19 protein-coding genes, 1 tRNA gene and 2 pseudogenes are annotated in these 20,510 nt (G+C 66.8%); 9 read left to right on the top strand and 13 right to left on the bottom strand.

Translation table 11 applies throughout. The features are described 5' to 3' along the window. Window positions 1-89 precede the first annotated feature (89 nt). A complete protein-coding gene (locus HQQ78_RS00190) occupies window positions 90-635 on the top strand; it encodes a dihydrofolate reductase family protein (RefSeq protein WP_173150714.1) in 546 nt (181 codons plus the stop codon). Window positions 636-724: 89 nt separating this feature from the next. Next, on the top strand, window positions 725-1,351 hold the full coding sequence (locus HQQ78_RS00185; RefSeq protein ID WP_216844134.1) for a uracil-DNA glycosylase: 627 nt from the start codon (window positions 725-727) through the stop codon (window positions 1,349-1,351). 72 nt (window positions 1,352-1,423) lie between these two features. Here the strand turns inward: HQQ78_RS00185 and HQQ78_RS00180 are convergent, their stop codons facing one another. After that, window positions 1,424-1,888, bottom strand: a complete 465-nt coding sequence (locus HQQ78_RS00180; protein WP_173150713.1) for a hypothetical protein — start codon at window positions 1,886-1,888, stop codon at window positions 1,424-1,426. Window positions 1,889-2,236: 348 nt separating this feature from the next. Between HQQ78_RS00180 and HQQ78_RS00175 the strand changes: the two genes are divergently transcribed. Next, window positions 2,237-3,331 carry a type I restriction endonuclease gene (locus tag HQQ78_RS00175; protein ID WP_173150712.1) on the top strand — a complete coding sequence of 365 codons (1,095 nt, stop codon included), beginning with the start codon at window positions 2,237-2,239 and terminating at the stop codon, window positions 3,329-3,331. Between the two features lie 34 nt (window positions 3,332-3,365). Further along, window positions 3,366-4,016, top strand: a complete 651-nt coding sequence (locus HQQ78_RS00170) for a hypothetical protein (protein ID WP_173150711.1) — start codon at window positions 3,366-3,368, stop codon at window positions 4,014-4,016. Between the two features lie 99 nt (window positions 4,017-4,115). Here HQQ78_RS00170 and HQQ78_RS00165 read toward each other — a convergent pair whose 3' ends face one another. The 5 genes and pseudogenes from HQQ78_RS00165 to HQQ78_RS00145 all read right to left on the bottom strand — a co-directional run bounded on the left by HQQ78_RS00165 (window position 4,116) and on the right by HQQ78_RS00145 (window position 8,299). Beyond that, window positions 4,116-5,741, bottom strand: coding sequence for a DUF726 domain-containing protein (locus HQQ78_RS00165; protein ID WP_173150710.1), 1,626 nt, complete (start codon window positions 5,739-5,741; stop codon window positions 4,116-4,118). 107 nt (window positions 5,742-5,848) lie between these two features. Continuing rightward, window positions 5,849-6,610, bottom strand: coding sequence for a small multidrug efflux protein (locus tag HQQ78_RS00160; protein ID WP_254064992.1), 762 nt, complete (start codon window positions 6,608-6,610; stop codon window positions 5,849-5,851). A gap of 110 nt (window positions 6,611-6,720) precedes the next feature. After that, window positions 6,721-7,239, bottom strand: a pseudogene (locus HQQ78_RS16270) (GPP34 family phosphoprotein); the annotation flags it as partial. Next, window positions 7,182-7,313, bottom strand: a pseudogene (locus HQQ78_RS16265) (hypothetical protein); the annotation flags it as partial. The pseudogenes HQQ78_RS16265 and HQQ78_RS16270, both read right to left, overlap by 58 nt. Window positions 7,314-7,429: 116 nt before the next feature. Then, window positions 7,430-8,299: a MerR family transcriptional regulator gene (locus HQQ78_RS00145; RefSeq protein ID WP_173150707.1), complete on the bottom strand. Its 870-nt coding sequence runs from the start codon at window positions 8,297-8,299 to the stop codon at window positions 7,430-7,432. A 256-nt stretch (window positions 8,300-8,555) separates the two neighbouring features. Here HQQ78_RS00145 and HQQ78_RS00140 point away from each other — a divergent pair, with 256 nt between their 5' ends. After that, window positions 8,556-9,242, top strand: coding sequence for a hypothetical protein (locus tag HQQ78_RS00140; RefSeq protein ID WP_173150706.1), 687 nt, complete (start codon window positions 8,556-8,558; stop codon window positions 9,240-9,242). Here HQQ78_RS00140 and HQQ78_RS00135 read toward each other — a convergent pair. Both HQQ78_RS00135 and HQQ78_RS00130 read right to left on the bottom strand, forming a co-directional pair. Beyond that, window positions 9,203-10,381 (bottom strand): DNA (cytosine-5-)-methyltransferase, encoded by a 1,179-nt coding sequence (locus HQQ78_RS00135; RefSeq protein ID WP_216844133.1) that lies wholly within the window; start codon window positions 10,379-10,381, stop codon window positions 9,203-9,205. The genes HQQ78_RS00140 and HQQ78_RS00135 overlap by 40 nt on opposite strands. 848 nt (window positions 10,382-11,229) lie before the next feature. Then, window positions 11,230-11,306, bottom strand: a tRNA-Pro gene (locus tag HQQ78_RS00130). A gap of 179 nt (window positions 11,307-11,485) precedes the next feature. Here HQQ78_RS00130 and HQQ78_RS00125 point away from each other — a divergent pair. The 3 genes from HQQ78_RS00125 to HQQ78_RS00115 are packed head-to-tail and all read left to right on the top strand — an operon-like array spanning window position 11,486 to window position 14,441. Further along, the gene (locus HQQ78_RS00125; protein WP_173150705.1) at window positions 11,486-12,514 is read left to right on the top strand and encodes an ABC transporter ATP-binding protein; all 1,029 of its coding nucleotides are present in this window, start codon (window positions 11,486-11,488) and stop codon (window positions 12,512-12,514) included. Then, window positions 12,511-13,575 (top strand): aliphatic sulfonate ABC transporter substrate-binding protein, encoded by a 1,065-nt coding sequence (locus HQQ78_RS00120; protein WP_173150704.1) that lies wholly within the window; start codon window positions 12,511-12,513, stop codon window positions 13,573-13,575. The genes HQQ78_RS00125 and HQQ78_RS00120 overlap by 4 nt, the downstream gene beginning before the upstream one ends. Next, window positions 13,572-14,441 (top strand): ABC transporter permease, encoded by an 870-nt coding sequence (locus HQQ78_RS00115; RefSeq protein ID WP_371740289.1) that lies wholly within the window; start codon window positions 13,572-13,574, stop codon window positions 14,439-14,441. The genes HQQ78_RS00120 and HQQ78_RS00115 overlap by 4 nt, the downstream gene beginning before the upstream one ends. Window positions 14,442-15,106: 665 nt before the next feature. On the opposite strand, the gene HQQ78_RS00110 is transcribed toward HQQ78_RS00115, so the two are convergent. Beyond that, a complete protein-coding gene (locus HQQ78_RS00110) occupies window positions 15,107-16,333 on the bottom strand; it encodes an MFS transporter (RefSeq protein WP_173150703.1) in 1,227 nt (408 codons plus the stop codon). Between the two features lie 54 nt (window positions 16,334-16,387). On the opposite strand from HQQ78_RS00110, the gene HQQ78_RS00105 reads away from it, so the two are divergent. After that, complete coding sequence (locus tag HQQ78_RS00105; RefSeq protein WP_159825209.1) at window positions 16,388-16,840, top strand: helix-turn-helix domain-containing protein; 453 nt, start codon at window positions 16,388-16,390, stop codon at window positions 16,838-16,840. Between the two features lie 329 nt (window positions 16,841-17,169). Here HQQ78_RS00105 and HQQ78_RS00100 read toward each other — a convergent pair whose 3' ends face one another. From HQQ78_RS00100 to HQQ78_RS00085, 4 genes are read right to left on the bottom strand one after another with little or no spacing between them, the layout of a single operon-like run. Then, window positions 17,170-17,736, bottom strand: a complete 567-nt coding sequence (locus tag HQQ78_RS00100) for a hypothetical protein (protein ID WP_371740288.1) — start codon at window positions 17,734-17,736, stop codon at window positions 17,170-17,172. A gap of 53 nt (window positions 17,737-17,789) precedes the next feature. Next, window positions 17,790-18,302: a hypothetical protein gene (locus HQQ78_RS00095; protein WP_173150702.1), complete on the bottom strand. Its 513-nt coding sequence runs from the start codon at window positions 18,300-18,302 to the stop codon at window positions 17,790-17,792. Window positions 18,303-18,318: 16 nt separating this feature from the next. Continuing rightward, entirely contained in the window at window positions 18,319-20,118 is a 1,800-nt protein-coding gene (locus HQQ78_RS00090) for a hypothetical protein (RefSeq protein WP_173150701.1), read from the bottom strand. After that, window positions 20,115-20,450: a hypothetical protein gene (locus HQQ78_RS00085; protein ID WP_173150700.1), complete on the bottom strand. Its 336-nt coding sequence runs from the start codon at window positions 20,448-20,450 to the stop codon at window positions 20,115-20,117. Before HQQ78_RS00085 ends, HQQ78_RS00090 begins: the two co-directional genes overlap by 4 nt. Between the last annotated feature and the right edge of the window lie 60 nt (window positions 20,451-20,510).

Here is a 20,510-nt window from a genome sequence, read left to right as displayed (position 1 = left end):
AGGGCTTCACGCGGCCGACGCACTGGGCTGACGAGCGGTAGGACCCGCGCCCCTGGTGGCGTCTGCGTCGCAGGGCTATCCTCCCCGGCATGAGGACGCTCACGTACTCCATCAACGTCACGCTCGACGGTTGCATCGACCATCGTGAGGGCCGGCCGGATGTCGAGGTCCACCAGCTCGCCGCGGAGGCTCTCGCCCAGGCCGACGGTCTGTTGCTGGGCCGGGTCACCTACGAGCTGATGGAGCAGTCCTGGCGTCCGCCCGCCTCCGACGCGTTCCCCGACTGGATGCAGCCCTTCGCGCGGACCATCCACGAGATCCCGAAGTACGTGGCGTCGACGACGCTCGAGAGCGTCGACTGGAACGCCGAGCTGCTCGGCGGAGACCTGCGCGAGGCGGTGCGAGAGCTGAAGAGCCGTCCCGGGGGCCCGCTTCGCCTCGGAGGTTCAGCCTTCGCCACCGACGTCGTCGGCTGGGGCCTGGTCGACGAGTACGAGTTCACCGTCCACCCCTGGGTCGCCGGCCACGGCCCCTACCTACTCGCCGGCCTCCCCCACCCCCTCGACCTCACCCCGACCGCCCGCCACGACCTCGCCTCCGGCGCCGTCGCGACCACGTACCGGCCACGCGCCTGAGCCTCGCTGCCGTCACTTCAGAGAGGGCAGCCACCCGGAGGAGGCGCGGGTCATCCCGGTGATGCACGTCGCCTTGCTAGGTTCGCGACATGTCCCGACAGATGGCCGATCCTGCGTTCCACGCTGACCAGACCGCACGGGCCTTCACGGCGCCCCACATCGCCCCGATCAACGCCTTCGTGGACAGCATCCGAGATCGCGACGGACGTGGCTGGGTGCCCTACGTCCCGCCTCACCACGGCGGCATCGATGCGCGGGTGATCAGCATCTTGCGCGACCCGGGCCCGGCCACTCAACTCGGAACCGGCTCCGGCTTCATCAGTCTCGAGAACGACGACCCGACAGCCGAGCGAATGGCTCACCTCTTCGATCGCTACGGCATCGCTTCGAGGGTTGTCCTGCCGTGGAACGCATATCCCTGGTACATCAACGCGGCGCCGAACGCAGCGCAGTCAAAGGCTGGAGCGCTGGTCTTGCTCGAGCTCTTGGAGCTCTCACCCGACGTCGATGTTGTGCTCCTCCAGGGCCGGGATGCGGAGAAAGCCTGGCGACGGGCCGTTGCGCTCGAGCCCCTCCTCGATCAACGTTTGTCGGTTTACGCCACGATTCACCCGGGGCGGCAGGCACTCTTCCACCCCGACCCGGTCGAGCGACAACGCCGAGTCGCCCATCAAGAGCACACGTTCAAGATGATCGCCGGGCACCTCGCAATCTAACGACGATGACACCTTTCAAGCGTGGAGACCCCATCGGACGTTTAGCCCCCTGGACCACCACGGCAACTCATGTCATTGAAGCCACCGAGGTCGCGTCGCTGTCCTTAGGCGGCTAAGCACCTCGCTATAGGCCTGGAGGTAGGACGAAGCATGTCGGGCCTTTGAAAGTACGAGGGAGGCGCGAATGGAGAGGAAGAGGAACGCCGCCACCCCTGCCCCAGCCATTCCGAGCACGATGGTGGCAAATGCGGCATACCAGGATTCTCCCTCGAGGGCATCAAGGGGGCGGATGACAAGACTCGCCATGACGGCATACAAGGCCAGGGTCGCGGTGAGGAGAGCAAATTCGTATGTGGCTCGGAGCTCCGCAAGTTCCCGCAACTCGCCCATGACCTTCTGACGAAGTTCATCGTTTGCCTTGATCGCTCGTCGAAAATGATCGACTTCTTCGTGTTGTGGAACACCGCCATTTCCCCTCTTGGGCATGAAGTCCTCCCACGTGACAGCATCGCGGTGAACCTGACGAATTGATCGCATGTGTATCTCCTATCTTCAGCGCTCGCTACTTGCGTCAGCTATCGACGCCGCTCACTACGACGTAAGCGCGCGGACGGGTCCACGGGTCGAAGGGTCCACGGGTCCACGGGTCCACGGGTCCACGGGTCCACGGGTCCACGGGTCCACGGGTTTAAGGGTCGAGGGAAATATGGCGATCCGCCCTAAGCCGGGTAGTTGTCTTCCCCCAAGCAGTCGCGCGGCGCATCTTCCCGTCCGCGGGTCGCCGCCGCTCGGTACCCAAATAGGGGTCAGCCAGCAGACAAACGTGGTCCGCTTGCCTTTTCGTGTCATCTAGTCTCTTGAGAAACCGTCACAAAGGGGACAACGATGGAGTTTGCCGAGCGGCTCGCCGCACTTGCACTGAAGGTCAAGAACCAGCGCGAGGCCATCCAGACAGAAGAGGCGACGAAGAACGCGTTCATCATGCCGTTTATCTCGACGATCCTCGGCTATGACGTCTTTAATCCTCTCGAGGTGGTGCCTGAGTTCACGGCCGACGTCGGCGTGAAGAAGGGCGAGAAGATTGACTACGCGATCATGCGTGACGGCGAGGTCCAGATCCTGATCGAGTGCAAGAAGTCGACCGAGCCGCTTCGCATCGAGCACGCGTCGCAGCTCTTCCGGTACTTCGCCGTGACCAACGCCCGCATCGCCGTGCTGACGAACGGCGAGAGCTACCACTTCTACACGGACCTCGACAAGCCGAACCGCATGGACGACAAGCCGTTCCTCGTGCTCGACCTGTCCGACATCGATGAGACGCTCCTCCCAGAGCTCAGCAAGCTGACGAAGGACGTCTTCGACCTCGACTCCGTCATCAGTGCTGCTGAAGAGCTGAAGTACGTCGGTCAGCTCAAGCGAGCAATCGCCGCCCAGTTCCGTGAGCCGTCGGACGATTGGATCAAGTTCGTCACGACCCGCGTCTACGAGGGTTCGTTCACCCAGAAGGTGCGCGACCAGTTCACGCCGCTGGTGATCAAGGCCTCAAAACAGTTCCTCAACGATCAGGTGAACGACCGCCTCAAGACCGCGCTCGGCTCCCCCAACTTCCCCTCAATGCCGGCCGAAGCGCCCTCGGGTGCGGTCAGCAGCGAGGCCGTCGTCGAGGCCGACCTCGATCGGGACACCGAGACGGAGACGACCCTCGAAGAACTCGAGGGCTACCAGATCGTCAAGGCGATCGCCTGCAGCGAGGTCAAGCCCGAGCGCATCGTGCACCGCGACGCGAAGTCGTACTTCGCGGTCCTGCTCGACGACAACAACCGCAAACCGATCGCGCGCTTGCACTTCAACGGCAAGAAGCAGAAGTACCTGGGCGTCTTCGATGCGGAGAAGATCGAGACCAAGCACGCCATCGAGTCCCTCGACGGCATCTACGAACATGCCTCGGCCATCCGCGAGTCAGTCAAGGCGTACGCGTGATTGACCTTCGCGTGCCAGGCCCGAGGTCCAAACGGTGAATGAACCGAATTGGGCCGAGGTCCTGACCGCTGTATCTGCAGCCATCGTTCCGGCCGTCGTGCTCCTGGTCGGGCTCATGCTCGGCAGAAGACAATCTCGTAGCGAAGAACTGACGAGAGTGAGACTCGAGTACTACAAGTCCTTGGCCCCCAGCTTGAACCGCATCATGTGCTACATGCTTTTTATAGGCACCTGGCGTGATGACTCGCCCGCAGACGTCATTCATTTGAAGCGCCATGTCGACACGACCTTCCACACAGCGGCTCCGCTCTTCAGCCCCGCAACAGCCGCTGCGTACAAGAACATGATGGATTTGACGTTCACCACCTACGGCAATTGGGGCGATGACGCACGACTGAGGACGAGTGCTTTCCGACGGCGACAGGCCTGGAAGGGACAGAGTCAGACACCCTGGGCAGATTCCTGGAACTCGTTCTTCACCGTGTCGGACGACGAAGCGATCACAGAAGAATGGTTTGCCGCGTACCGCAAGGCCTACGATTCGCTTCTGGCACAGATGGTTGACGACATACAACTCAGCAAAAGACGCGACATTTACACGACCGAGACTGTCAGCCTGAACGCCCACAACGACCAACGCCCGCGGGTCACCGGTCGGCAGGAGCGCATCACGGCAAGACAATAGCCCCCTCTAGGCCTGAGAACTATCGCCCGAAGGCGGCTCCCGCACCCGCCACCTTGCCCCTTGCGCTAAGAGCGCGACATGGGGATCGACCGGTCGCATCTATCGAAGCGTGACGTTGTCGTGGTAGCCGGAGTGCGCAGTGACCGTGTCGGTCACGTCGATGTTGTTGATTTTTTCAGGTGCGGGTCGGAAGCCCGTGAGTCCCGCGGCAGTCTTTCCCGCTTGCGCGACGGCGTAAACGTACTTGAGGATGCCATCCTCGGTCGAGTGGTAGTTGTAGACGCCCTTGTCCACCGCGTCCGCAAGACCAGACCAGTCGCCCTTGGCCCCGATCGCCACGCCCAGCAGGTGGAGCGCTTCGACCCGAGGCCCACCCGGTTTGGTCCCCAGCGCCTGCGCCGCGACCACCATGGCTCTGGCACCCAGGCTGTGGCCGACGAGGACGAACGATTCGGTCTCAGTCCGAGCCAGCAAGTCGGCAAGAACGACACCAGTTTTGTCTGCTCGGTTCTTCGCGACGTGCCAAGGGTTCTTGACGATGTCGGCCACGGCGAGCAACGGACCCAACGGTCCGATCTTCGTGGCCGCGGCCCGAGCTGCTTTCGCAGCAGCCTGCTGGAGGGCTGCCCCACCGATGACCTTCGCTGCCCCGGTCCCGCTCATGAGTCCGAGGTGCTTCAATTCACGAGCGCCCCAGTGCACACGATAGACCGGGGAGTCCGGGTATCGGGCAGTCACGATGCTCTTCCACTCGCCCCAACCTCGCGCTGTCTCGGAGAGGAACCCGTTGCAGACGATGACGGGAGTGCCCGTCCCTCCCTGAAGCATTTCGATATGGAACGATTTGTCCTCCTGGACGTACGCGTTGGTGACGGATGCGCTCAGCGCTCCTCCGAGCGCGCCGCCCAAGGCCGTGAGCACCACAGTCCCACCCGCCATCCCGAGACCGCCCGCAGCTATGGCGCCACCCCCGAGGAAAGCGAGACCGGTAGTGGTCGCGGCGGCGCCGGTGTAGCCGCTGATGAGAACGCCGATGGCACCCCCGATAGCCGGTGCAGCGACAAGAGTCGCAGGTACTGCCAAGGCAACACCAGCCAGGCTGAAACCGATGATCTTCGTGACTCGGCTCAGTTTGATCTTGTCGTATTCGAGGAAAGTTGCGTAGTCCCCCAGCGACGCCATCTTCTTATCGATCTTTTCGAAACCAGAGATCTCGTGCCGGTGCTCGGCACAGAACCTCGGCATGGTCAAAGGTCCGCGTCCGCGAGACGCCATGTTGTCGCAGGTGGGGCCGGCGCAGGGAAGTGTCGGTGAACCGCAATTGCTGCAGAGATAGGCCGGCACCTGATTGAACGGTCGATCGGTCTTGACGTGTTCTGCTAGAGCGAAACAGTCGGAACACCAAGCGTGTTCGGTCTCGCTCGTCAGGTCGTCCGTGAGCTCAGCGATCCACTCCGCCATGTCCCGATGAGCCTCGGCACGTTTCGCCGCGGCCTTCTGCTGCTCCTCGGAAGGAAGCTGCACCTTGAGACGCGTGAACTTGGCATGAGCCCAGGCGTTGTCGACCAGGGCCTTGTTTCTTGCCAGAGTTGCGGCCCCTTCGACAACCGGCTCGAGCCCGTCGGACGACTCCGTCAGCGTGATGGATTGCCCCTTGTTGGTGGCGACAGTACACACGAGCATGTCTCCGCCAAGGAGCCGGGCTACGACCTCAGATTTCGGCATAAGAGAAATAGTCTCAGCTTGGCGCGCCGCAATTCGCCAGCAGGAAGAAAGCGGGGAATGGTGAGCAGGCGATTTATCCGTCGCTCTTTGTCACCCTGGATCGGGCTTCAACCACCCACAACGCTCAACACCCCCGTAGCAACCACCGTCACCACCGTCGTCCACAGCACGATCGCGACGACCTGCCAGAACATCATCCAGCTCTTCGACACCCCGGTGCCGAAGAGGGTCCCCGCGGTGAACATCGTCGGCAGTGCGAGCGGTGCCAGCAGGCTCGCGCCGGGCACGCCGAACTTGACCAGCCAACGCTTGAGTCTCTGCTGCCCCTTCTTCTCGGGCTTCGACTCCGGCACCCCATCACGCGACACGCCCCGGGTCGCCGCAGGCATTCCGGCAGCACTCACGCCAGCACCATCGCCAGCATCAGCAGCAGCGCCCGCACCAAGCGACGCCGCTCCCGCATGCCCGTCGACGACCTCACCCGCGCCCGGCTCACCCGCCACCGCACCCGACCCGCCAGCCGGTGCCCCACCCACCCCGCGCCGCCCGCGTCGTTCCACGACCCCCGACCGCACCCACGACCCCAGCCACACCACCGTGGCCACGCAGAGCACGTTGCCCGCGATCGCCGCCAGCGCCGCGACGACCGGGTTGACGCCGCTCAGCACTCCTAGCGCGACCGCGCCCTCCCCCTCGAAGAACGGGATCGCCCCGGCCAGCACCAGAATCGGCGGCTGCGCGAGCTCGGGCACCTGGCCCATCAGCTCCAGAAGCCAGGCGAACGGGCCGCCCGACGAGGCATCGGTCGCAGAGGCCAACGCAGCGGCCGACAAGCGCGACGGGCCCGAGAGGGTGAGTGCGATGGACATGGTGATCTCTCTCGATGGGTGTCACTGAGGTGCGAGGGCACGCCGAACACCGGCGTAGTGAAGCTGGAGCAACGAGGCGGTCCGACGCCGCCGCAATGAGAAGAGCGGCCTCAGTCGTCCCGAAGCCCAGGCAGGCCGACCGTCACGAACAACGCCGTCGAGAGCATCGCCGCAGCCGCTACCGCGATGGCGTCCCCCGCGATCTGTACACCCGACTTGCCCTGCTGCAGCTCGCGCCCGCGGGTGTAGACGTCGCCCGACCACGGGCTGTCCCGATGCATCGCCGGCAGCGCCCCGCTCGCCGACACCAGTGCCGCGAGGGCGGCGGTGCGCACCGACGGCTCGGCACACTCCGCGAGGACGCTCCTCAGCGACGCGCCGAGTCCGCCCCGCCGTCCCGTGCCTCCCGCCCTGTCGGACAGGCGCAGCCGAGTGCCAGGGATGAAGCCGCGCGTGGTCGTCTTCTCGCGGAGCAGCGCACCGCGCGCCACCAGCCGGTCGAGGATCTCCGAGCCCGCAGCGCCGGACCGATCTCGAGCACGAGCGAGTACGCATCCGTCGGCTTGCGCTCGACCCGCTGCCAGGTGCCGAGCAGCAGCTCGTCGGTCGGCGCCGCGGAGGACGTCACCCGCACCTGCGTCCCGCGCAGCGTGGCCTTCCGGTCGATGTCGACGGCACCGGACAGCGCCAGCTCGGTCAGCACCGCCCCGGCCAAGACGTGGAACAGCGGAGACCCCTCGCTGTGGATCGACCCCGATCAAGGGTCGAGCAGCACGAGCAGCAGGTCCTCGGCCAGCGTGGGCGCGAGCGTCGTCGCGCTCATCGAAGGCCTCCCTCGGAGTCGGGACCCGAGGAGGCGCGGCTCGGCCCGGTGCTGCCACCCGCGTCCCCGACATCGGTCGCCTCGCCCCCGATCGACTCGGCACCGCCGGATGTCTCGGCGGCATCAAGTGCCGCCTCGAGCGCGGCAAGCCCGTCGAGCTTGCCCGCACCGATCAGCGACGCCCGGTAGAGCACCTCGCGCTGAGCGCCGTTGTACAGCTCGGCCAGCGCCTCGGCTACGGTCTGCTGCGCAAACGCCGCACCCCGCGGAGCCCGCTCGCCCGGGGCCCCCAACCACTCGTACCGCTGGGTCGCCGCCGCCAGCACGGGAGCGTACTGCTCCCCCAGCCGCCGCCGCGTCTCGCGGTCGGCGTCGTCGGGGAGCTCGTCGAGCTCGACGTCGATAGCCGTCTTGGGCGAGTCGATCAGCATCTGCTTCAGATCGTCCATCGCCCCCTCGTCGAACACCTTCGACCAGATCAGCAGCAGCGACTGATCAGCTTCGCTGAGGTCGCGTCCCGCTTCGGCAAATCCGGCAAGCAAGGAGGCGCTGGTCCGGTTCTCGAGGATCGCCGCCAGCTCGGCGCGGATGCGTTGCAGCCGCTCGATGGTGGCGGCGAGCTCGGCGTCGATCGTGCGGAGGGCACCGGCGGGGTCCTCGACGGACGAGCCGATCGACTCGATCTGGGCGAGCGGGGCGCCGAGGTCGGTCAGGCGGGTGATCTGCAGGAGGCGCACGAGGTGCCGCACCTCGTACTGCTTGTACCCGTTCGTGAGTCGTCCGGGCTCGGCGAGAAAACCGAGCTGGTGGTAGTACCGCACCGACTTGACGGTGGTGCCGGCCAGCTCGCGTGTGCTGAAGGCCACGGTCAGCTCCAGTCGGTCACGCCGACGCAGCGCCGAAGTGCGACCTAGTAAATACCGTGCCCGTGGGGGCAGGGTCAAGATTGAAGGCAAGGTCACCTTGGGTCAAATTTAGGCCGCTCCGTGTCGCCTACGCGAAAAGCCCTATTGAAGCGCAGATGACAGCGACGAGTGAGTCCCGTAGCGGTGTCCCACGTCGATCGATGGGGATTCATCCGCAAAGACATGAGAACTTCTTTTTACCTGCCAGAATCAATGCATGCCCGTACAAGACGATGCTCGTGAGAATGAAATGATTCAGAGATTTAACCTCACAGTGCCTGACGATCGAAAACGTTCCGACATTGATGCACATTTGGCAATGGGCGGAAGCGAGTTCAACTTCGAGCTGAAATCAACGACATCCGGTTCCGTATCTACCGTCCGAGACTTTGGCCCTGATCACATTATCAAGTGGCGAGCAGACCTCCACTGGCTTTTTGCTTTCTACAATAAGGACGGCACTCGTCTCCAGTATTGCATATACGCTTCTCCGGACGACATGGAGCCATGGATTGCCTCAAAAGAGCTGTACATTCGGCCCGACCTCGAGCTAGCAAACAACTTGCCCAGGTCGGTCGAAGCTGAGATGGTTCTCACTTCATTCGGTCCGAAAGACGTGTATTCCTTGCAGGACGCAAAACTAGTCATGAAGAAGCAATGGCGAGCAGCGCAGTACAAGGAGTACCAGGATCTGCCAGGGGGTTACTCGCTGGATCGCATGACCCAGATCATGCAGCTTCGAGCTCGTTATCTCATTTTGCGCGGCTCAACATTGAACAATCCGCACATCGAGGCTGCCTTTTTCGATCGGTTTGAGAAGATCACTGACAATCATGCCGCCCGACTACGCGAACTTGTCACCGACTACTTAAATACGGCACGCACTGAAGTCGCCACTGCATAGGCAACTGGCGGGACAACAGAATTGCCTATTTGCCCAAGCTGCATATACGTAGCTCCGTAGAATTTCCATTCTTCCGGAAAACCCTGGAGAAGAGCGACGTCAGCCACGGCCAGGCGGAAATGGCCATTTTTCGCAATGTACGCGCTTGCGGCCTCCCGATTAGCCGCAACTCCATTGGGCCAAATCCCGAGAGCTTCAAACTTCCGCTGCGCCGAAACGCTACTCAAGATCGAAGTAGTGTGCCTGGGCCCAGACAACCCACTGCGAATGGTGGGTGAGGGACCATCGAAACCAATGTCTTCAAGACCAAGAGCCGCTCGCGCTCCAATAGCCGGTGGGAGATGGCCTGTGGGGTCATCCAGGCGCCGATACTGCGGCTTAGGGGCAACCCATTTCCTGGCTAGAGTTTTGTTGCGGAAGCCAACGAAGACCACGCGTTTCCGAATTTGGGGGACCCCGTATTCGTAGGCCTGGAGCAACACCTTGTGGATCTCGTAGCTCTTGCCGAGTGGCCGTAAAATGTTCTCCTTGACATACTCTGAGAAGGTCGAGCTTGCAAGTGCAGCGACATTCTCTGCCACGAATACATCGGGCCGCACAGCGAGTACAGCCCTAACAAACTCTGGCCACATGTCTCGAGGATCGGAGGCGCCTCGTTGCTTGCCAGCATTGCTAAAAGGCTGGCATGGCGGGCCGCCATGCAGAACGGCGATATTTCCTCGATACGCACGCCAGTCGACACCACGAACATCACCCTCCGAGCCGCCATAAACATCCCAATTGGGTCGGGCTGCCCGCAGTGTCTGAGCTGCGTCGGGCAGAATTTCCCAAGAGCCGGCATGACTAAATCCTGCGCGATCAAATCCAAGGTCAAGCCCGCCCCCTCCACTGAACATCGACAGTGTCGTCAGTTCCTTCAGGTCAAGCTGAGGCATGAGCTCGTTCGGATCAAACGCAGGAGTGTTCACTAGATGGAACGGCTCGCCCCCAGTGCCTGCCGCCGCAGCGTCTTTAGCTAGACGAGCCTCGCGGGCACGAACTCTGAACACTTCCCTCTGGTCAGCCGTAAGCAACCGAGGCTCGTGAAGCGGGTCGGACGACTTGATTCGACTAGGCACGAAGTCACTGCTGAGGCTCACACGTCAAGCTTAACTTGGCCACCGACATTCGCGACTCCGCCCGTGAGGCCTTGGCGCTTGGACCCCTTCGAAGAGACAGTACAGATGCTCTGACAAACAGCTAGGACGGCCTACCTCAGCGTGAGTCGGGCTGCGCCCGGACTGCCCTCGGCCTCCAGGACCACCTGCCTGACTTACGTGCGGCTTTTTTGCGCTCGTCCCCTGCTCCTGTAACGGTGCCGCAGCTTCGCCGCAAGCACCGGCTTGTCCGCAGCCTATACAGAGAGACATCGTCCCCCTGCGTTCCAGCAGATCGCAACTGGGCTCCGTCGAGCTTCCAAAGCCCGACACCTTTTCCGCCTATAGCATCAAGGCCCCCAACGATCTCCCCGGCGAGAAGATGATCCGGATGGCGTCGGTCCATCGTTGCAAGTGGAGGCACAATTCCTACTGGCAGAGGAGCTCGATTTTGGCGTCTTCCGTTTTGAGACCGACTCCTGGTCAGGGGCGCAGGGCCTCACCCTCGACCAGACCGGGGCCCTTGGGCAGGCCTCCCTCGCTAAGGCATTCACCGAACGCGTCAAATTCAAGGTCAGCGAGTGCGCTCGCGCGGGCGAAACCCTCTCCTGTTACAAGCCAGTGCTGATAGTAAAACTATTCCTCGGGCGCCGCAGGCCAAGAACTTGTGCAGGACGCGCAAAACCCCTGATCGCTGTGCGGCTAGGGCTCCCGAATCTTCGGTCAGAACGGGAGGAACGTCACGTGCCTCTAGGCATGACTCGAGCTTCAACCGCGGCCGATGTCCCCCGCGACGTACAACAAGAGGCCCCTGCCGGTATCAACCGAGGACCCCTCTCCATAGTCTTCAATGGTCGGGCTGACAGGATTTGAACCTGCGACCCCTTGACCCCCAGTCAAGTGCGCTACCAAGCTGCGCCACAGCCCGAGATCCGGGTTCGAATTGCAACCCAGGTCTTGGTGTTGCCCCGACCGAGGCAACCCCACAACTATAGCCGATGAATGAGGGTGCCTGAGACCGAGCCCTGGCACGGTGGACCGCAGGGAGTGTTTCGCCCCGTTACACCGCACGGGACGGCAGGCACCCCGCCCACCTACCGTCGTGACATGCCCACCTCGACGACCCGCGCCTCCTCGGCCCTGCCGATCCGTCTGCGCGGCGTCGGGAGAAGCTTCGGCGATCGCCCCGTCCTCAACGCCCTCGACCTCGACGTCGAGGCCGGCGAGATCATCGCCATCGTCGGACCCTCCGGCTGCGGCAAGTCGACCCTGCTCCGGCAGGTGGGCGGCCTCGACCAGCCCGACGCCGGCACCGTCGACATCGACGCCTCCCCCACCCGACCCACCGACCAACGCTGCGCCATCGCGTTCCAGGAGCCGCGCCTCCTGCCCTGGCGCACCCTCCGCCAGAACGTCGAACTCGGCCTGCCGAAGACCAGCAAGCACAGCGAGCGCGCCGAGGCCGGCAGGCGCAGCACCGGCAGCACACCGGGCAAGGCCGCCGACAGCGCCCGCATCACCGAACTGCTCGCCCTCGTCGGACTCGGCAGCTCGGCCGGCCTCCGCCCCCGCCAGGTGTCCGGAGGCATGGCCCAACGCACCTCCCTCGCCCGCGCCCTCGCCCGGGCACCCAAGGTGCTGCTGCTCGACGAACCGTTCGGAGCCCTCGACGCCCTCACCCGCCTCCGCATGCACGACCTGCTGCTCGACATCCACCGTGTCGAACCCACCACCGTCCTGCTCGTCACCCACGACGTCGACGAAGCCCTCTACCTCGCCGACCGCATCGTCGTCCTCGCCGACCTCTCGCAGCAGCCGCCCCCCGGCGCCACGGGCGCGGCCCACACCACCGCAGGAGGCGCGGCGCACGCCGACACCGCAACGGCAGCCCCCAGCATCAAGCGCATCGTCATCGTGCCCGGCGACCGACCCCGCGACCGCGACGACCCCGCCCTGGCCGAGCTGCGCCTCCAGCTGCTCGCCGACCTCGGCGTCCACCGCGTCCACGCGGGCAACTCGACCACCAGCACGCTGACCGCGACGGCCACCGCCGGACACCCCCGTACCGAGACCGCACCCGCACCGACCCCCGCAGACCACCGCACCGCCCCCGACAGCACGGAGACGAACCGATGACCTTCCGCACCTCCCCCACCACCCGCACCCGCGCCTCCTGGGCCGGCGGTCTCGCCCTCGCCGCGGCGAGCGCCCTCCTCCTCACCGGCTGCGTCGCGGGCGAGGACGCCGGCACCGGCGCGGCCGACGCGGCAGGCGGCGCCGGGTCGAGCGACGGCGAGTGGTCGACCGACACCCTCGACATCGACTTCGCGACCTACAACCCGCTCAGCCTCGTCGTGAAGGACCAGGGCTACCTCGAGGACGCCCTCGGCGACGACGTCACCGTCAACTGGACCCAGTCGGCCGGCTCGAACAAGGCCAACGAGCTGCTGCGCGCCGGAGCGGTCGACGTCGGCTCGACCGCCGGCTCGGCCGCGCTGCTCGCCCGCTCGAACGGCTCCCCCATCAAGACGATCGACGTGTACTCGCAGCCCGAGTGGTCGGCGCTCGTCGTCCCGGGCGACTCGACCGTCACCGACGTGGCGGACCTCCGGGGCAAGACGATCGCGGCGACCACCGGCACCGACCCGTACTTCTTCCTGCTGCAGGCACTCGACCAGGCCGGGCTCAGTGCCTCCGACGTGACGATCCAGAACCTGCAGCACGCCGACGGACGCGCCGCCCTCGAGAACGGCAGCGTCGACGCCTGGTCGGGCCTCGACCCGATCATGGCCGCGAGCGAGGCCGAGTCGGGCACGAAGCTGCTCTACCGCAACGTGGACTTCCTCAGCTACGGGTTCCTCAACGCGACCGAGTCGTTCCTCGAGGCGTCGCCCGACGTCGCGCAGGTCGTCGTCGACTCGTACGAGAAGGCCCGCGCCTGGGCGCTCGAGAACCCGGACGAGACCGCCGCCATCCTGGCCAAGGCCGCCGCGATCGACCCCGCCGTCGCCACCACGGTGATCGACCGCACCCACCTCGACATCGACCCCGCCCCCGGAGCCGACCAGCGCACCGTCCTCGACACCGTCGGCCCGATCCTGGTCGAGTCGGGCGACGTCCCCTCGCAGGACGACGTCGACGCCGCCCTCGACTCGCTCTTCGACGACTCGTACGCGAAAGCCGCGTCCACCTCGTGAGCAGCACCCTGACCGCCACCCCCCGAGCCGAGGAGGCGCGGGTCGTCGAGGGCGGACGCCGCGCCTCCTCGTCCGGGTCGCCCGCCCCGCGACGCCCGGGCACCCCGGGCGCGACCCCTCGCCACCGCCTGGCAATGCTCGGGGTGCTCGTGCCGGCCGCCGTGCTCGCCGCCTGGGTGCTCGCCACCACCGTCGGCGGAGTGCCCTCGTACCGCCTGCCGTCCCCCGCGGACGTGGTGCGGGCAGGAGTCGACCTCGCCGCCACGGGTCAGCTCGGCCTCTACGTCGCCATCTCGGTGCAGCGGGTGCTGATCGGGTTCGTGGTCGGGTCCGTGATCGGGCTGGTCGTCGGCGCCGTCGTCGGGTTGTCGCGGGTGGGCGAGGCGTTGCTCGCACCGTCGATCGCGGCCGTGCGGGCGGTGCCGTCGCTGGCCTGGGTGCCGTTGCTGATCCTGTACCTCGGCATCGGCGAGGACTCCAAGGTGACGTTGATCGCGATCGGTGCGGCGTTCCCCGTCTTCACCACGGTCGCGGGGTCGCTGCGGCACGTCGACCCGCAGCTCGTCGAGGCAGGGCGCGCCTACGGCCTGCGGCGGGTGTCGCTCTTCACCCGGGTGCAGCTGCCGGCCGTGCTGCCGTCGCTCGTGTCGGGGCTGCGGCTCGCGCTCGCGCAGGCGTGGTTGTTCCTGGTCGCGGCTGAGCTGATCGCGTCGTCGATGGGCCTCGGCTTCCTGCTGACCGAGTCGCAGTCGAACGGACGCGTCGACCGGATCTTCCTCGCCATCGTCCTGCTGGCGCTGCTCGGGACGCTGAGCGACACCGTGCTGAACGTCGTGCAGCGCGTGGCGCTGCGGCGCTGGCGGTAGGCCGCGGCGGCCGGCGGCCGGCGGGCGGCGGGCGGTAGGCGGTAGGCGACGGGCGGCGGGCGGTCTGCCGTGCTGCCCGGGCATGACGCCAAGCGGTGGTCACTGCGCCAGGACTAAGCCTGGCGCGGTGACCACTTCCTGGCGCCGTGGCCCGCCCCGCCACGAAGTACACACGCCGCCACGACATCGCGTGGCGGCGTGTGTACCTCGTGGCGTGATGCAAGCCGAGCACCTGCCGTCGGCACGCCGCGCACCCTGCCCGGCCCGCGCCTCCGACGTTCGCCCCATCCGCACGCCGCGCGTCCTGTCCGGCACGCGCCTCCTGCACTCGCCCCATCCGCACGCCGCGCACCCTGCCCGGCACGCGCCTCCTGCACTCGCCCCATCCGCACGCCGCGCACCCTGCCCGGCCCGCACCTCCTACCTTCGCCCCGTCCGGACGCCGCGCACCCTGCCCGCCCCGCGCCTCCTGCGCTCCGCTCCCGGCTCCCTAGGGCGCGACCTACCCGGGGAGGCTGTGCCGACCGCCGCAAGCTGTGCTGACTGCCGACCGCCGACCGCCGACCGCCGACCGCCGACTGCCGAATGCGCAAGCCGCTGCAGGGCGTGCTGCCCGCTGCAAGCTGTGCCGCCCGCCGCCGCCCGCCCCCGGCCGCAGGTCGCCCCTACGCCGCGACCCGCCGCCGCCGCTCCCGCCCGCGCATCACCACCACGACCGCGACCATCGCCGCGAGCGCCAGCCCCACGATCGCCGGGGCCCCGACGTCGACGCCGCTCTCGAGCCCTCCGCGGGTCGCCTGCGCGCCGAGCCACAAGGCAGTCGCCCCCTGCACCAAGTAGGCGACGAGATACACGGCCGACAGCGTCCCCGCCCGGTGGTGTTCCGGGGCGAACCGCGACACGATCCCCAGCCCCGACGCGAAGAAGAGGCTGTAGCCGACGCCCGACAGCACGCAGAACGCCAAGAACAGGCCCAACGACTGCTGGGCAGCGGCCAGCACCAGCGCCGTGAAGCTGAGCGCCGTCGCCACCGCCGCCACGATGACGGCGACGACCACCGGGACGCGTCGTGACACCAGCGCCACGACCGCGATGACCACCATCGACAGGGCGATCACCGCGCCGGTGACGAACGCGTTGTCGCTGCCGATCAGCGTCACGCCGATCTCGGCACCGAGCGAGAGGACCACGGCCCCGAGAGCGTAGGAGGCGCTGACACAGACGGCCGCGGCGCCCACCGCCCCGAGGAGCGCGCGCGGCACGCTCGGCCACCGTGGCCTCCAGCGCCCGGCCAGCGCGTCCCGGTCCCGCGGCAGCCGCCAGACGAGGACGAGCACGCCCACCTCGACGACGAGCAGCACCCAGTACGTGAGGTGCAGCGGTTCGGGGGCGTACTGGACGAGCGCTCCGCCGAGCAGCGTCGCGAAGACGAGGCCCACGGCGGTGGAGGCGGTGCTGATGGCTCCGGTGCGCGCCGAGTTGACCGGACCGGCGATGTCGATCATCGCGGCGGTGGCGGGGCTGAGCGACAGGCCGACGCCGAGGCCCATGAACGCGCGGCCGACCAGCACCCAACCGACGTCCGGAGCCAGGGCGAACAGCAGCACACCGACGATGGACGCGCTCACGCCGAGCAGGATGCTCGCCCGCCGACCGATCGTGTCGCTGAGGCTGCCGAAGACGAGGAGCACGACGACGAGGACGAGCGGGTAGACGGCAAAGATCGCGGTCGTGACGAACGGCGTCAGCTGCCAGTCGGTCGCATAGAGCGGGTAGACCGGCGTCGCGGCGCCGCTCGTCCACAAGGCGAGGGCGAGGACGGAGGCGCAGGTCCAGAACGCGAGCCGGTCCGGCCCGTCGGGACGGACGGAGGCAGCGAGGTCACGGGGCATGACGGCGACGCTAGCACCCTGGATACGAAAAGCCTATCGAGGTAGGGTGTCGGCATGGCTTCTCGTGGACCCCTGGACCCGCGCTGTGGCATCGCGCGCAGCCTCGACCTGCTCGGTGAGCGCTGGGCCCTGCTCGTGGTGCGGGAGGCACTGCTCGGGCACACCCGGTTCTCGCAGTTCCGGGCGCGGCTCGGCCTGTCGCCCGACGTGCTGACGGCCCGGCTCGAGTCGCTCGTCGCCGCCGGCGTGCTCGAGCGCTCGACCTACCGGGAAGACGGGGCCCGTGAGCGCGTCGAGTACCTGCTGACCGACGCCGGCCGCGACCTCTCCCCCGTGCTGGCCGCCCTCGCCGTCTGGGGCGACGAGCACGATCCTCACCCCGACGGCGCCGCACGCCGGTTCAGCGTCGCCGGCTCGGGCGAGCCCGTGCGGGTCGCGTTCGTCACGGGCGACGGCCGCGAGGTCGAACCCGCCGACGTCGAGATGGTGCTGAGCGCGAGCGACTAGGCCCCGCCTCCTCGGGTCTGCGGCCGCCCCGCCTGTCAGCGCGGAAGCCCGCCCGGCAGCGCGCCGGTCGCCCGTCGGGCAGCCGGCCCTCCGCCCACCTCCGAACCCGCCACCCGGCAGCGAGCCCTCAGCCCCGCCGGCCCGTCTGCCAGCCCGCCACCCGGCTCCCAGCCCTCCGCCGCGCCCGCCTGCCGCCTGCCGCCTGCCGCCTGCCCGCCTGCCCGCCTGCCGGCCACGAACTAAACACCCCGCCACAGAATCGAATGGCGGGGTGTTTATCTCGTGGCGTGGCGTGGCGTGGCGTGGCGTGGTGACAGGAGTCCGGACTCTCAGCCCGTGCTGTCGACCGCGTCGGGCTTGGCCGGTCGCGGGAAGGCCGCGCGCATGTGGTCGCTGGTGAGCAGGTCGCCGATGCCGATCATCAGCAGCGAGAAGACGATCTGTTCGACGACCATCCACCCGGGGTAGAGCCCGGGGATGGTCGCGATGATCAGCGTCACGATCGGGAAGATGCGGCTGAACAGGCGGAGGCGCGAGTAGGCCCAGTAGTAGCCGAGCTGGGCGCGCCACGCGAAGACGTACAGCGAGGCGGTGATGAAGAGGACGACCGTGGAGCGGAACCACACGGCCCACGGGACGTGTTCGCCTCGGCTGGTGAGGACGGCGGCGATGAAGATGGCGGTGAGCCCGACGACGGTCTCGCCGAACAGGAGCCACCGGATGCCGACGAAGCTACGGACCGTGCGCGGGTGCCGCTGCATGTCCTCGTGGATGACGTAGCCCGAGTGTCGCCCCCCGGCCAGCCGGTCGAGCTGCAGCCGCTGCCACACCCGGTCGGCCGCGGCCGACAACCCCAACCCCGAGGAGGCGCGATGCCACAGCCCAGCGCCCGTCACCCTCGCACCCCGTCCGCTCGTCTCACGAACACCAATGGTGCCCTACTCCGCCCTCAGAAGAGACCACCCTCTGCCTGCCCGGGCTGCAGCATGAAGCACCACGAACTCGACGACACCTGGACCTTCGAGCGGCCCGTCCATACCCTGACCGAGTAACGAGTGCCGTCCTCGCTCATGACAATGAGGCGCTCGCTCTCGCCATCGGGGGAAAGTTGGCGATTGGTACTGAACGCCTCGTTGTCAGCAAGCTCCGCCTCCAGTCCCTCGAAGTAGCCCTGTTCCTCCGGAACGGTCGAGTACTCGACAGTGGTCGAGCCCGTCCACTGGAATCGACCGTCCGAACACGACATCAGGACGCCGTCCGGCGGTTCGAGGATTCCGACTATCTGATCCTCAGGACCCATCGACGCGAAACGTCGCTGGACAGCCATGATGTCCCGTCTCAGGGCCGGCAGGTCGACTCGATCGGTCTCTTCGTCCATGTAGAGCGTCCTTTTCGCGTTGTCATGCATTTCGCTGTTGCAGCCCGATAGGCCGATCAATCCAAAGACGAGGGAAGCTGCCACACACACTCCGCGTCGCCTAGTCATGCTGTTCCTCATAGATCTCGTCCGTGAGCGCATCGCGCACCGGTGCATTGTCGTCACTCGATCGAGCGACGAGCGCATGGTTGTCGTCCAGCTTCCAGACCGGGGTGTAGCTTGCCCCGGTCTGCTCGAGTTCCACGTCATGCGGACTCTGGTAGTACCCACGCGAGTCGAAGTCGTCAGACCGGTTCGGGTTCCGCCCGCCCCAGACACCACCGGTTGACTGAGCCTCCATCAGGAAGTCCCAGTAGCTGTAGTCGGTGTAGGTCGTGCCCGCTCGCGGCTCCCACTCCGGCGGCATCCCGGCACCCGCGAGGGAGATCACCTTGTTGTACGTGGCCCCATGGACCTCGGCGGACGTGATGTTCGCCAACCCCCAACTGTGCCCGATGGCCACGTCGCGGTATCCGGGTTCCGTTCTGATCGGATCCACGGCCAGCCCCCGCTGGAAGTCGTACAGCGCCTTGCTCGTCTCGCGCGCGAATTCGGGGTCGTTGGCTTGCGCGAAAGCCCCGACGAATTCGGCCGGGTTCTTGCTGCCTTCGGCGCCACCCGGGAAGACCCCGTCCTTGAAGACGAACGCCACGGACGTTCCATCCGGATCATTCGCCTCCAGCCACTTCGCCATCTGCTGCAGACTTCCGTTCTTCCCGTAGAACGAGTCCATGTTCGTCAGCGTCCCCGGCACGTAGGTCAGCACCGTCCTGGTCGATTCGTTCCAGTCGCCGATCATCTCGATGAGGCGACTCTTCGTCGGGTCGAAGAGGTACAGCTGAACCGTCGGCGGCTCCGCCACCGCTCGCCCGAGGTACGCGCGTTCGCGCGCCAGTGCGGCCAGCAGCTCATCGTCGCCGTGCAGCCCCCGCCGCCCGATCGGCCCCACCATCTCGTCGATCTCGGCCATCCGCCGCTTCGCGTTGAACACGTTCGCCGCGACCCGTACCGACGGCGGCAGACCGTCGAGGGCCCCGATGATCGCCGGAGCCCCTCGCACCAGTGCCACCTGCACCGCGGTCAGCCCATCAGCGTTCCGCGCACCCTGCTGGCCGAGCTCGTCCCACCAGGCCCGCACCCGCTCGGGATCGGCCAGGAACGCCTCGTCGACCAGTTCGGGGTGCTGCTCGAGCAACATCGTCAGCTCGGTGGCCGAGAGCCCTGCCAGCAGCGCCAACAATTCTTCGGACGACCCCGCGGCCAGGGCCTCCCCGGTGACCTGCGGCAGGGACCCCATCGCCTCGGGGCTCTGCAGCGCGGCGATGCACCGACGATCGGCCGCAGCCCGCTCTTCGACCAGGTCGGCCCACAAGCCCGCGACGACCTCGAGCTCGCGTTGCTCGTCGTCGATGCGACGCTGCAAGGTCGACCGTTCACCCGAGCGGTACTCGGACTCCACGACGATGCCGATCAGGTCGTCCCGCGCCGCGTCCTGCGCCTCACGCATGATCGTCTTCAAGGCGACCCCCGTCGAGAGGATGTTCTGCTCGGCCATCGCGCGCCGCGCCTCCAGGGTCTGCTGAGACCCCTGGATCAACGACACGTCGACCGCGTACGCCTCGAGCGCCGCCGCGTGGTGCTCGAGGCCCCGAGCCACAGCAGTCACCTCGGCGGACACGTCCGTCATGGACGCGACGAACTGCTCGCCCGAGCGTCCCCGCCAGCACTCGGCACCCCAGCTCGCCGCCTCGGCCAACCGGTAAGCCGCCACCTCGAGATCGTCGACCTCGGTCCGCCTCGTCGTCGCGAGCTGCCGGATGCCCTCGACCAACCCGACCCCCGGGCCGGCGTCGGCACTCATTTGGACCCCACCCCGGCCAGCTCGCCCACCGGCAAGCCAGCGGCCAGGTCATACACCGGCAAGCCGGCGGCGAGCCGCGACTCCACCTGCTCGAACTCGCGCACGAACGTCGTCGTGAAGTCGCCCACCGCCTGGATCGCCTCGACGGCCAACCCCGCCCGTCTCACCAGCTGCCCCGTCGCCTCGTCGAGGACCCCCGCCACGCTCGGTGAGCCGACGTCGGCCACCGACCCGAGCGTCAGCGTCGCCGATACCTCGGCGTCGACGGCCGCCGTCGACACCCGCCACGCAACCGACGTCAGCGTCTTCTCGTCCACCACCAGGTCTGCCATGCACCCTCGCCCTCCATCATGCGACATTCACATATCGCTGCCGATGAGAGCCACCCTAGC

The organism is Frigoribacterium sp. VKM Ac-2859 (assembly GCF_013204925.1).
Taxonomy (GTDB): Bacteria; Actinomycetota; Actinomycetes; order Actinomycetales; family Microbacteriaceae; genus Frigoribacterium.
The sequence above is the reverse complement of the archived record's forward strand: the minus strand, read 5'-3'. Positions and strand labels throughout refer to the sequence as shown.